This is a genomic window from Endozoicomonas sp. (assembly GCF_031844845.1).
Classification (GTDB): domain Bacteria; phylum Pseudomonadota; class Gammaproteobacteria; order Pseudomonadales; family Endozoicomonadaceae; genus Endozoicomonas.
In genome coordinates this window covers 1-11866 of the sequence record NZ_JAVRMB020000337.1, presented here as the reverse complement: position 1 = coordinate 11866, position 11866 = coordinate 1, and the positions used below count along the sequence as shown (strand labels likewise).

Below are 11866 nucleotides of genomic sequence, written 5' to 3'. Positions count from 1 at the left end.
CCCTGTGCCCGAAATGGTCAATCCACTGGTACTGGCAACAGGGGCTGGGACTTCTTGCAATTGCCAACCGCGATGTCATCAGAAATAAGACATTATATCCTGCAGCAGGTTCAGGATTTTATCGCCGGAAATACCGAAACCATCTCCCGTAACACCGGGTTTCCTGAACCTGACAGGCATAATGTAACCATCTTTCCTGAAACATCGACCGATGGCTGGCTGGTTGCTGGCAAACCGCAGACACCGCAAGCGCAGACACCGCAAGCGCAGACATTGTGTTTGCGCTACCAGTCCTACGCTCCGGATGTGTCAACGTTATCCGAGAGTCCCTTTATCATCAGAGATTCCGGGAACAAAGTGCCTACCCGGGGTTTGGTGCAATTGTTGCCTTTGCTCAGCGGCACCCGTGACGACACTCAACATACGCCAATAGAACAACGAGTTGGACAGGCCTTCAATGGCACACTCGATAATCTTGCGGATTTCACCTTCCGGGAGCCCGTCATTTCCCACAAACTGAATCCCGGAGCGTTGCCTCTGACTGCAACCAGCTCGATTCAGGTCATCACATCCTGTGAACCGGAGGACCCATCGGTCTATCTGTTTACTTTTGACGCTGAAACAAAAAGCATGGCGATTGATGTGGGCTCGAAGGGATTTACCCACCATAAGCAGGGGGATCCCATGGAGATATTAACCCGGCGATTACGTCATAAAGTCAGTATGGAGGTAGCCCGGGATTATATGACCGGGCTTAAAGAGGAGCCGCTGGAAAACACAACAGTAACGTCACCCCCTCATGACTGGGCACACTGTTCGCATTTTTCCCACGGAGCTGATGGCTGGCATCAGGGACAACTGGCTCCGGGCTCTGAAGCCCCTGGCGCTGAAAAGGATGTGTATTTTGGGCAGCTGTCATTATCCGAAGATAAACCCAATAAACGGTTATGTCGGAAATTCATGGTTAAAGCTGCCAGCCATCTTTTATCGGAGTGTGCTGAAAAAAATAATTTTAAACGGTGCAAACCGGTCAGGGAGTCTCAGTCTGCGCGCATAAAAGCACATCTCGGGTCCGACGACGTTGAAGTGAGGCTGGAGAGAAAAAAACCTTTTATCCCTGAACAAACTGACCATACGCCACAGTTGGTGATCACCCGAAACCAGGGACATAATTCAACGCAGAACGAGCCGGCTGTCGTTGTTTCAATGGACGCTGAAAACACCAACCGGGTCAGTATGACGCTATACCAGCAAGGTGTCCGGGAACCGCAGGTTGACCAGCCTGCCAGAGCATCTACCAGAAACCTGGGACCATCCTGTGTGGATTTCACCCCCATGTACGATGGTGGGTATGAGGGTACTGTCGTATTACCTTCGCGACAATTTGGTGATGCGATATTGCACGCCCGACTGCCAGCAGCCAGCGACGACCTGACCCTGCGTTTGTGCAGCAATTACATGGTTAAATATGCGGGCAAATTCTTACTGCAATGCGGAGAAAAAAAGGACTTTCACCGATGCAAACCGGTGCGCAATAACCTACAGGAAAAATTACGCACACACTCTCTACAGAATTCATTCCAACTACAGCTGGAGAGAAACCGTCACTTTACCCCTTATAACCTGACAAAAAATCAGGCGCAGCTGATCCTTACCCGCGATCAACCGGGTGATGCTACAGAACACCAGCCTGCGATGGTGATAACCATAAATGAAAGAAGCAAGGGTAACCGGAGTGTGGATTTTTCTTTATACGAACTGGGCATGGCTGACAGCCAACCAGTAACAACCACCCCACCCCCCCTTGTAGAAACTACAGCAGAAACCAATCCCTCGAAAGCAACGGATACACCGGGAAAAATGAATATTACGGAGACTCCTGACGAGCTTACGGCTATATGTGACAACCCTCCGATACTGGAATTATTCTGTGTGGATCATTGTACAGATCCTGAAAACTGTGCGCCCATTCCCTGCGATCATATCTGGAAAGCCAGCCTTATCCCTTATATTGACAAGAGTTCAAACTGGCAGGTGAGAACAAGTCCGTTTCATGACAACAACCTGATCGATAACCATTTAATGAGCAACAGGCGGATGGCATATTTTCGCGTTAATAAAAAAGCGCTGGCAGCCCTGCCAGTCGATGAACAGCCTTTTTTCAGGCAATTAGATGAAAAATTAACAAGCCGACTGGATCTTACGACGATTTCAAGTGACAAACATGCTGCGATACGTCCTGAAGATGGCTACGAACTGACGTATACGAATCTGGGTTGGGAAGGCAGCTATCGCTGTGGCGGATTCGACGTTACGCCGGGCCATACCCGGGAAGATATTCCATTTATGGCGCTATCGAACCGTCAAGACAACGCGCTGAAGTTTTTGTACTGGGATGACTTTGAACACACAAACAGCATGAAAACCTGTCTGTCGCCATCCCTGCGCTTTCCCGAAGAAACCGTCTATAGCCATACTTTACATGATGGAGTAAAGCTGGAAGCTGGGGGCAGTGGTTTGCCCGACATATGTAACTTTGTCCAGAAATTAGGTCGCCCCCACTGGGCGCAAGCGAACTTTAACATTCTATACGACCCTCACCTGACCAATAACACCCGCCTGGAATGGGTTCTGTCATTTCAGCCACTAATCTCAGCAGATTTAGTCACTTTTGCCTCGTCACTGGGCAAGATAACCAGTGCCAGTGAGTTCTGGGACATCGATGACTGGAATCCTGCGCCTGGTGATTCAATGGCAGTTCTGGAGAATAAATTTGATGGTTTTGTCCAGACACTGCATGAAATGCAACGATATTACGCAAACACAGTTCAACACGTGCAATTTACCGCAGAAGCTAAACGGACCTCGAAAGGCGCATCCACTCAAAGAAAATTACTGGCGGCCAGAAACTTCATGAAAGGATTCGGGGAAGTACTGAACATACTTCCCTTTGGGGATAAAGTCGCAAAAGGGGCGAAAATGATCGGTGGCATCAGTAAGACCGCCGGCGAAACCCTGGGCGTTATCTCCAATGGAATGAGCATCGATCCGCTGGAACTGGGTATTAATGGGGGATTCACCCTGGAACATGATATACCCAAAACCTTTACCAGTATGATCCGGGGAACGGGCACCATGGATTCAGCCTACCGATCATCCGATATTTACCTCCAGGCACCGGGTTCCCGTCCGTACTCATGCAGCGCTATCAATTTCCAGTGCGGGTTACCCGCAAAAAGTACCAGACAAACAGGGATTGTTGGCTTCTATAATATCCCCACAGCGACAGTACAGCACATTCGATCGTCAACAACACTCTCCGAACTCATTGTCGAAGGCAGGATCAATAAACTGAACCAGGGAATTGACCACAGGGTAACAACAGGCCATCACTGCCCGAGACTCGGGGGTTGTAGAGATCTAACTGAGACCCGGACAGCCAGTAAAACCAGCTATCAACCGGTGATTTATAATAGTTTTCGTCAAATCGACAGACACAGCACCATCAAACTTGGCTTGAGCGGGTTCACACTGGCCACGAATCCTAACCTTGGGGACCACGTTGCAGAGGTTAACAACCAAGTCAGGCTTACGATATCGTGGCAGAACTTTAAACGGCACAAAGCGGTTTTACAGGATAATTTCCATGGCGATGTATGGATTAAACCGACCGGGGAAGATAACCATATTCTCCCGGATAATAAAGCGTCCAGGTCACGCAGGGCTGCAAGCCTGACGACAAGCAGCCCGGCCGGTAATTCCACAGAGAACGCTGATGCAACAGCTGCTCACCACAGGGCAAAGCGGGGTGTCATTTATGGTTCTGTGATTGAAAAAGTTAAGCCACCAGAAAAACTGTGCCGTTACACACATCTGGATCAATGCGAGGCGTATGATGAATTAGATGAGGTCACTCGTTTTTACTCCCATAGCACCAAAGATTGCACCCACGATCAGGTGAAAAACCTTAACCTTCAGACCGTCCACGAGCGCCGCTCGGCAGAGATACCTCCCGCCTTTATAACTGATATCCAGTCGCCACCGGGCATTGCTGAACTGGGACGATTCGGGGTGACCAGTCAGGGCAGACCCGTTGGGTATCGTGAGGACCCTTTCAGACCCGCTACCGTTATCCTTGATCCGCTGACAGTAGATCAGGCCAATCATTTGCAACTGGCATTCCGGGTGGTTAATGAAAACTGTACGACCAAGTGTGATGCCGCAGACTTTATCAATGGACTTGAGATCAGGCAGCAGGTGGAGACAACCATAACAAAACGCAATAACGATACTTCTACCGTCAGGACGACAGAGGCTCCGATAGAGATAATTTAATAATTTTGCAGAAATGAAATTACAGAAAAGACATGGCGAACCTGATGAGTATAATACGCGCCAGTGATGTTGATTCTCATTTAAGGTTCCCATGAGTAAGAAAGTAACAATTATTGAAGGTGAAGCGCTTGCAGCCGTTGCTGAGAACTGTCAGAAACTGGTGAATAGTCACAAGACTCTGACACTCTCAACCCTGTCTCCGGAAGGAAAGCCGGACATCAGTTACACCCCTTACCTGCGCGGGGAAGACGGCACTTTTTATATATTCATTAGCGAGCTGGCTCATCACACGCCCAACCTGCTGGCTAACCCTGTCTGCTCTATTCTGTTTGCGGTGCCAGAGTCAGAAACTAAAAACCTGTTTGCCCGTGAACGCGTTTTTTTCAACTGTCAGGTTGAAGAGCTGCCAAGAGGCACAGAAAACTGTAATCACTGGATCGACCTGATTCAGGAGAAATTCGGCAATACGGTTGAGGTTTTGCGCAACTTGCCCGATTTCCACCTCTTTGCACTAAAACCTTTGCGTGGTCAATACACCATTGGTTTTGGCAAAGCCTTCAAAATTAATACAGATGGGTCATTTACCCATATTGTGATTGATAAGAAAAAGTGATCCGGTTCTGGAAAAAGCATCAAGCCTGATGCTTTTTCCAGGCCTTAATTAAAACGGTGAAAAGTCTTATTAAACCGCTGATTTATTCACTGCCTATTGAAAGACCAGTGTTTAATACAAACCGTCAAAAATAAATACGATAACTGTTTTGTATTAACAGAATTCAAGGCAAACGAGCCTTTTTTCAGAAGGTACCGTGCTTTCACTGAGGTTCAGATGACACCAGAAGCTACAGATTGTCACTATATGGCCAGGGCAATAGAGCTGGCTCGCTCAGGCTGGTATACGACGATGCCAAATCCAAGGGTTGGCTGTGTCATTGTAGATACCAATGGTCAGGTTGTTGGTGAAGGTTGGCATGAACGGGCAGGAGAGCCCCATGCTGAAGTACACGCACTGCGTATGGCAGGCTCAAAAGCAAAAGGTGCTACAGCGTATGTCACACTGGAACCCTGCAGCCATTTTGGCAGAACGCCTCCTTGCGCAGAAGCTCTGAAATCAGCGGGCATTGTCCGGGTTGTTGTGGCAGTACAGGATGTAAACCCCGCCGTATCTGGACAAGGTATAAGCATTCTTCAGGAAGCCGGCATTGAAACCCTGTCCGGCATTCTTGAAGAAGAAGCAAAGGCTCTGAATGAAGGTTTTTTTAAGCGCATGTCCACAGGCAGGCCTCTGGTCAGGGCGAAGCTTGCCATGAGTCTGGATGGTCGTACTGCCATGGCCAGCGGTGAATCTCAATGGATTACCGGCCCCATGGCCCGCAGTGAAGTTCAAAAACTAAGGGCTCAAAGCTGCGCCATCATTACCGGTGTCGGCTCGATTCTTGAGGATAACTCCTCCTTAACGGTACGCCCCAGTGAGCTAGGCCTCACCAATGCAGAGGACATCGGTAAGCGTCAGCCATTGCGAGTGGTTCTGGATTCCACACTCAAAACACCTATTGATGCCAAAGTGATTTCCGGCTCCGGCAATTGCCTGATTGTTACCACCTCACAATGTAACCCTGATAAAAAGCAGCAGCTTGAACAGGCAGGGGCTGAAGTACTGGTATTACCTGACTCTAATGGCAAGAACAATGGCAAAGTAGACCTTAATGGGGTTCTGGAAGAACTGGGAAGAAGAGAGTGCAATGAAGTACTTCTGGAAACCGGAGCCCAACTGGCAGGCAGCATGATGTCTGAGGGCCTGATTGATGAGCTGATTGTATTTATGGCGCCGGTACTGATGGGTTCAGAAGCCAGGCCACTGCTAAACCTGTCACTTCACTGCATGTCTGAGAAAAGAAAACTGGTGATCAACGATATTCGAGCGATTGGCAATGACTGGAAAATCACGGCCAGACCTGATTAAAAATGGTTAGTGAATAAAGCCTGTTTAGCGCAGGCTGTTAACAATTATTTTTGCTTTTTGTTATCATCAACCGCTAACGCAGATAAAAAGTTTTTTTGGAATTGATTATCCCCCTCAATCCAGCGTGTCTTGCTATTTACCGTGTGTGAACACTCCCTCTCCCCAAGACACTTTTCAATCACAGGCCTGCAACGCCACCCTATGTTGCGACCACCTACCCCCATCCCCCCCATAGCTACGGCCTTCACAAATAACGGATTCCCTGATGTCACAAAATAACCTGAAACGCACCACAGAATGCCACAGGCAAAGCTGGCGCAATCAGTTAAACCATCTATCTTATCTTTACGCTCCTGAAAACACTTTCCACACTCTGCTGAATCAACACCTCGGGTTATGTTTTGAGCTGGGGGTTGCGGCCTTGTTGCATCCATATTGATATCAACCATTTAGTTAGTTACTGAATATTTGGAACGTTATATTCACTTCACCTCCATTGACATACTTCCTACCCAACCATCAAATACTGCAAAACACAGCCCCTCCATAAACAGTTTTTAACCGTTGTTGAAAAGAGTGAAAAGAGTAGAATAGCCGCCAAACCACTATTAGCCAGAAGCTGATAAAAAAATCGTACCGGAAACCACTGGGTATCAGAGGGATATTATGCAGCTGAACTCCATCGAAGAACTTCTAGAGGACATTCGCCTCGGTAAGCCTGTCATACTGATGGACGATGAAGATCGTGAGAACGAAGGTGATTTAATCATCGCTGCAGAGAAAATCACCCCGGAAATTGTTAATTTCATGACCCGCGAAGCAAGGGGTCTCCTCTGCCTCACCCTGACCGGTCAACGCTGTGACTTTCTGGGCCTGCCCCAAATGGTCGGCGCATCTGGCAACCAGTCCGGCTATGGCACACCGTTCACCGTATCCATTGAAGCGGCCGAAGGGGTTACCACCGGCATTTCTGCCCGGGATCGGGCAAAGACTATTTTAACGGCTGTGGATCCACTATCCCGTCCGGAAGACATTGTTCAGCCTGGCCATATTTTTCCGCTTCGCGCCCGCCCTGGTGGTGTTCTCAGCCGTGCCGGACATACCGAAGCGGGTTGTGACCTGGCTCGTCTGGCCGGCCTGACTCCTGCAGGCGCGATTATCGAGATCATGAATGAAGATGGCTCCATGGCCCGTCGCCCGGATCTGGAGGCCTTTGCAGAAAAGCACGATCTGAAAATAGGTACCATCGCCGACCTGATTCACTACCGCATTCTTAATGAAAAGACGGTGGAAAAAATTGAGCAGCGGGTAATCAATACCGACTTTGGCCAGTTTGACCTTTCGGTTTATCAGGACAGTATCAACGACTGCAAACATCTCGCCCTGAGCAAAGGCTACATTACGCCAGACTCACCGGTACTGGTTCGTGTCCATGCCATGGAGCCTTTCCGGGATCTTCTGGCTGCCCATAGCGAAGGACGCCCAAGCTGGTCTCTGCATAAAGCAATGGCCAGAGTGGCTGCAGAAGGAACTGGTGTAGTGGTTCTTCTCGACTCCGGCCCTCAGCAGGATCTGGGTATGGCACTGGAGCGTTTTATTGATAGCAATGAACGCAGCGCTTCCAATAGCATGTCCAGAGCCTATCAGGCGATTGGTACCGGATCACAGATTTTACGGGACCTGGGCGTCGGCAAGATGCGCCTGTTAAGCTCCCCTATTCGGTTTGCAGCCCTTTCCGGATTTGATCTGGAAGTCGTGGAGTATCTCCCATTCGGTGAGTAACCAGTCAAATAGATATATCCACAGAACTGAGTGGATATAAAACAGGATGGGCGATATCTGATCGTGTAAACTGATCAAATATCGCCCATCTCTATTTAATGCAATAATACCCCTTTAAATTGTGATCTCTGTGGTACACCGCACTCTGACTTCGTTGCTAACGAATGTATTAAAAGGCGGTCTCAGGTTAATCTGGACGATGAAATTCCAGTCGCTTTTGCTGCTCTGACTGAGGATACCATTAACAGGCGATTGAGCTTGCGGGTACCAATGTTGGCAACAAGGGCGAAGAGGCTACTTTTAACAGCCTTGGATGCAGTATCCCTGTTAAAGAAACTGGAGGCTTGAGGTGAGCACCTCGCCAATGAATTCCCAAGTTAATACCCAAGATAAAAAAGGTGCCAACCGGCTCAGCCCGTCGGCTCGCAGAAGAGCCAGACAGTTGGCCCTTCAGGCTCTCTATCAATGGCAGATTGCCAAATCACCCCTGAATCAGATAGAAACCCAGTTTCGTACTGACAACGATTTCAGCAAAGTGGATGAGGCCTATTTCAGCACCATTATTCATGGTGTGCCAAGCCAGGCAGGCCAATTGGATGAAGCGATGTCAGCCGTACTTGACCGCCCACTGAGCCAGCTTGATCCTGTCGAGTTGGCGGCATTGCGTATTGGTTGCTTTGAGCTGATCAACCGGAAGGATGTCCCTTACCGTGTGGTCATCAATGAAGCCATTGAACTGGTCAAACGCTTCGGCGCCCAGGATTCACACCGCTACATCAACGGCATCCTCGACAAACTGGCTCCGCGTCTGCGTGCAGAGGAAGTTCAGGCCTATCGCAAAAAGTAGGCACGCTCTTCATCCCTGCTTGAAAGCCGGGCATGATTAGCATTTGAAACGACTTGATCATTAAATGGGGATTTATGGCCGTCGGTGCTGCTGTTGGTGAGATGGATGAGTTCGAGCTGATAAAACGCTATTTTGCCCGTCCTGAAATCTCACAGATTCAAGGGCAATACACCGACGGTCTGATCGGCATTGGTGATGACTGCGCGCTGTTCGATATCCCTGTGGATATGCAACTGGCCCAATCACTGGATACGCTGGTTGAAGGCGTTCACTTTCCCAAAGAGTGCGACCCCTTTGCCCTTGGTTATCGAGCCCTGGCAGTCAGTCTCAGTGATCTGGCAGCGATGGGTGCCGAACCCCACAGCTTTATCCTTGGTCTGACCCTTCCCAGGGTCTCTGAGCTTTGGCTGAAAGGATTTTCTGAAGGGCTTGCCCAACTTGCCCAACAAGTTAAGGCTCCGCTAATTGGCGGCGATACCACCAGGGGGCCACTCACCATTTCTCTGCAGGTGCAGGGACTTATCCCGAAAGGCAAGGCCCTGTTACGCAGCGGTGCCAGACCCGGAGACCTTATCTGTGTCACTGGTACCCTGGGCGATGCTGCTGGCGCACTACCCTTCGTGCTTCATGGCGACACACCAGAAACCTGTGGTGATGACCATCTTAGATACCTGCTTAACCGATACTGGTATCCATCACCCCGCCTTTTCGCCGGGCAATGGTTGCGCCAAATAGGAGCGACTGCAGCCCTGGATATCTCCGATGGATTACTTGGGGATCTGCGACATATTCTCAAAGCCAGTCATGCAGGGGCGGAAATTGCGCCCGAACTGGTGCCAAGGTCTTCAGCCCTTAACCGGCAATATGATCAGAAAACTGCTCTGAAATTAGCCTTAACGGGTGGCGATGACTATGAACTCTGCTTTACCATTCCCAGGGCGCTTGCCCAATCGCTTCCCTCAAAGCTAAAAGACGGTTGCCGTATAACGTGTATTGGCCAGATTAATGATGAGCCAGGGATATTAAGAGACTCCCAGGGTAATCTGTTAACAGAGAAAGCCTACACTCACTTCTAACCCCAAAAGATTAGAATCCCCATGACACCTCAAGAGACCTGCTGGAAAAACCCGGTTCACTTTCTCGCTTTTGGCTGCGGCAGCGGACTGGCACCCAAAGCACCCGGTACCTTTGGAACTATAGCTGCGGTGCTTATTTACCTGTTACTGCAGGAACTGAGCTTAGGGATCTATCTCGGAATATTAGCGGTGGCGACACTGGCTGGCTTCTGGCTATGTGACCGCACTGCAAAAGATCTGGGGGTTCACGATCATCCAGCCATTGTATGGGATGAATTCTGTGGATTCTGGCTAACCATGATTGCCGCCCCGGCAGGCTGGCAATGGATTTTACTGGGCTTTGTATTTTTCAGACTTTTTGATATCTGGAAGCCCTGGCCTATTGGCTGGCTGGATAAAAAAGTTCACGGAGGCTTTGGTATTATGGTTGATGATCTGGTGGCGGGTGTCTTTGCTTTTGCTTCGCTACAGGCCATTTACTACGTAATTGCCTGACAGGCATATCATGAAATCCTGCAAAGCCGGAAAACAGAGGCCTTAACCAGACTCAAGCCTCTGTTATCATTCAATGCAGCAACTATAAAAAAAGAAAATACAATGAAACTGTTAACCTTCCTGCTTGCCCTGATCATTGCCACTGATAGCGCCGCCAGCAACATCCGGGTTGTCGGCCTCTTTTCGAATAAAGCACTGGTAATGATTGATGGTCAGCGGCATTTGCTGTCTACAGGAAAGAAGGCCGTCGCCGGTGTAAAGCTACTGAAAGCCACCAGCAGTAGCGCAACCCTTGAAGTGAATGGCAAGGCTCAAACCTACCAGATCAGTCGTGATATGAATGGTGGTATTCAACAGCCAGAGAAAGCCTCAATCAGCATCGCCCGCAATAACCTTGGCCAGTACATAACCCGAGCCAGAATTAACAATCAGCCTATTGATGTTCTGGTGGATACCGGCGCCAATGTACTGGCTATCAACTCAGGGGATGCCAGACGCCTGGGTATCAATTACCAGGCAGGAAACCCTGTCAAAGTGGAGACAGCCAGTGATCGGGTCAACGGATATCAAGTGACACTCACCAGCGTATCCCTTGGCAATATCCGGATAAATCACGTTGAGGCAACCATTATCGAAGGATCTTACCCGGATACCGCACTATTAGGGATGAGTTTTCTGAAACACGTTAAACTGTCGGATCATCGTGGCGTCATGAAGATTGAGGCCAGCTATTGATCCAGGTCAGCCTGTAGTTCTCTCTACCTTTTTGCCTTATTACCATACTCGCTAGAAGCCTCACAGACTGATACAATCCGACCACGAATCATGTAAGGAGCAGTGAGTGTCTGTCAGTTTTGTTGCAGAGTCTCGCTTACCCACGCCCTATGGCGAATTCATCATGTATGGCTTCGAAGACAGTGGCACGGGCAAGGAACATCTGGCATTAACCATAGGGAATGTCAGTCAGGGGGAAGCAGTGCTTGCCAGGATTCATTCCGAGTGTCTGACCGGTGATGCACTGTTCAGCATGCGTTGCGACTGCGGGCCTCAGCTTCAGTCAGCCATGGAGCGCATTGCCGACGAAGGCCGGGGGGTATTACTTTACCTGCGTCAGGAAGGTCGCGGCATTGGCCTGCTCAACAAAGTGCGTGCCTACCATCTTCAGGATTGCGGCATGGATACCGTTCAGGCTAATGAAGAGTTAGGTTTCGAACCGGATATGCGCAAGTATGACATGTGCAAAACCATGCTTGAGTATCTTGGCGTTTCCAGCCTTAAGCTGATGACGAACAACCCGCGTAAAGTTGAGGCCCTGACCAGTCTTGGCATTCAGGTTGCGGAACGAATTCCACATCAGACAGGCCAGAA

10 protein-coding genes and 1 pseudogene are annotated in these 11866 nt (G+C 49.4%); 10 read left to right on the top strand and 1 reads right to left on the bottom strand.

Annotation, left to right across the window (positions count from 1 at the left end; translation table 11 throughout):
* Positions 1–54: 54 nt before the first annotated feature.
* The 3 genes from RM811_RS18745 to ribD all read left to right on the top strand — a co-directional run bounded on the left by RM811_RS18745 (position 55) and on the right by ribD (position 6298).
* Positions 55–4335 (top strand): hypothetical protein, encoded by a 4281-nt coding sequence (locus tag RM811_RS18745; protein ID WP_402527334.1) that lies wholly within the window; start codon positions 55–57, stop codon positions 4333–4335.
* 91 nt (positions 4336–4426) lie between these two features.
* Positions 4427–4948, top strand: a complete 522-nt coding sequence (locus RM811_RS18740; protein ID WP_402527333.1) for a HugZ family protein — start codon at positions 4427–4429, stop codon at positions 4946–4948.
* A 216-nt stretch (positions 4949–5164) separates the two neighbouring features.
* Positions 5165–6298 carry a bifunctional diaminohydroxyphosphoribosylaminopyrimidine deaminase/5-amino-6-(5-phosphoribosylamino)uracil reductase RibD gene (gene ribD / locus RM811_RS18735; protein ID WP_402527332.1) on the top strand — a complete coding sequence of 378 codons (1134 nt, stop codon included), beginning with the start codon at positions 5165–5167 and terminating at the stop codon, positions 6296–6298.
* 44 nt (positions 6299–6342) lie between these two features.
* Here the strand turns inward: ribD and RM811_RS18730 are convergent, their stop codons facing one another.
* Complete coding sequence (locus tag RM811_RS18730) at positions 6343–6747, bottom strand: hypothetical protein (protein WP_402527331.1); 405 nt, start codon at positions 6745–6747, stop codon at positions 6343–6345.
* Positions 6748–6964: 217 nt separating this feature from the next.
* Here RM811_RS18730 and ribBA point away from each other — a divergent pair, with 217 nt between their 5' ends.
* The 7 genes and pseudogenes from ribBA to ribA form a co-directional block, all read left to right on the top strand.
* Complete coding sequence (gene ribBA / locus RM811_RS18725) at positions 6965–8080, top strand: bifunctional 3,4-dihydroxy-2-butanone-4-phosphate synthase/GTP cyclohydrolase II (RefSeq protein ID WP_402527312.1); 1116 nt, start codon at positions 6965–6967, stop codon at positions 8078–8080.
* 144 nt (positions 8081–8224) lie between these two features.
* Positions 8225–8428: pseudogene (locus RM811_RS18720) on the top strand (hypothetical protein); the annotation flags it as partial.
* Between the two features lie 16 nt (positions 8429–8444).
* Entirely contained in the window at positions 8445–8927 is a 483-nt protein-coding gene (gene nusB / locus RM811_RS18715; protein WP_402527311.1) for a transcription antitermination factor NusB, read from the top strand.
* Positions 8928–9001: 74 nt separating this feature from the next.
* The gene (gene thiL, locus RM811_RS18710) at positions 9002–10003 is read left to right on the top strand and encodes a thiamine-phosphate kinase (protein WP_402527309.1); all 1002 of its coding nucleotides are present in this window, start codon (positions 9002–9004) and stop codon (positions 10001–10003) included.
* Between the two features lie 21 nt (positions 10004–10024).
* Complete coding sequence (locus RM811_RS18705; protein ID WP_402527307.1) at positions 10025–10498, top strand: phosphatidylglycerophosphatase A; 474 nt, start codon at positions 10025–10027, stop codon at positions 10496–10498.
* 102 nt (positions 10499–10600) lie between these two features.
* A complete protein-coding gene (locus tag RM811_RS18700) occupies positions 10601–11233 on the top strand; it encodes a TIGR02281 family clan AA aspartic protease (protein ID WP_402527306.1) in 633 nt (210 codons plus the stop codon).
* Between the two features lie 106 nt (positions 11234–11339).
* The coding region (gene ribA / locus RM811_RS18695; RefSeq protein WP_402527305.1) for a GTP cyclohydrolase II at positions 11340–11866 on the top strand (527 nt) is incomplete at its 3' end.

Bases quoted from the DNA above. Each gene is read 5' to 3' on its own strand.
- RM811_RS18740 (WP_402527333.1), top strand. From the start codon at position 4,427: ATGAGTAAGAAAGTAACAATTATTGAAGGTGAAGCGCTTGCAGCCGTT.
- ribD (WP_402527332.1), top strand. From the start codon at position 5,165: ATGACACCAGAAGCTACAGATTGTCACTATATGGCCAGGGCAATAGAG.
- RM811_RS18730 (WP_402527331.1), bottom strand. From the start codon at position 6,747: ATGGTTGATATCAATATGGATGCAACAAGGCCGCAACCCCCAGCTCAA.
- ribBA (WP_402527312.1), top strand. From the start codon at position 6,965: ATGCAGCTGAACTCCATCGAAGAACTTCTAGAGGACATTCGCCTCGGT.
- nusB (WP_402527311.1), top strand. From the start codon at position 8,445: ATGAATTCCCAAGTTAATACCCAAGATAAAAAAGGTGCCAACCGGCTC.
- thiL (WP_402527309.1), top strand. From the start codon at position 9,002: ATGGCCGTCGGTGCTGCTGTTGGTGAGATGGATGAGTTCGAGCTGATA.
- RM811_RS18705 (WP_402527307.1), top strand. From the start codon at position 10,025: ATGACACCTCAAGAGACCTGCTGGAAAAACCCGGTTCACTTTCTCGCT.
- RM811_RS18700 (WP_402527306.1), top strand. From the start codon at position 10,601: ATGAAACTGTTAACCTTCCTGCTTGCCCTGATCATTGCCACTGATAGC.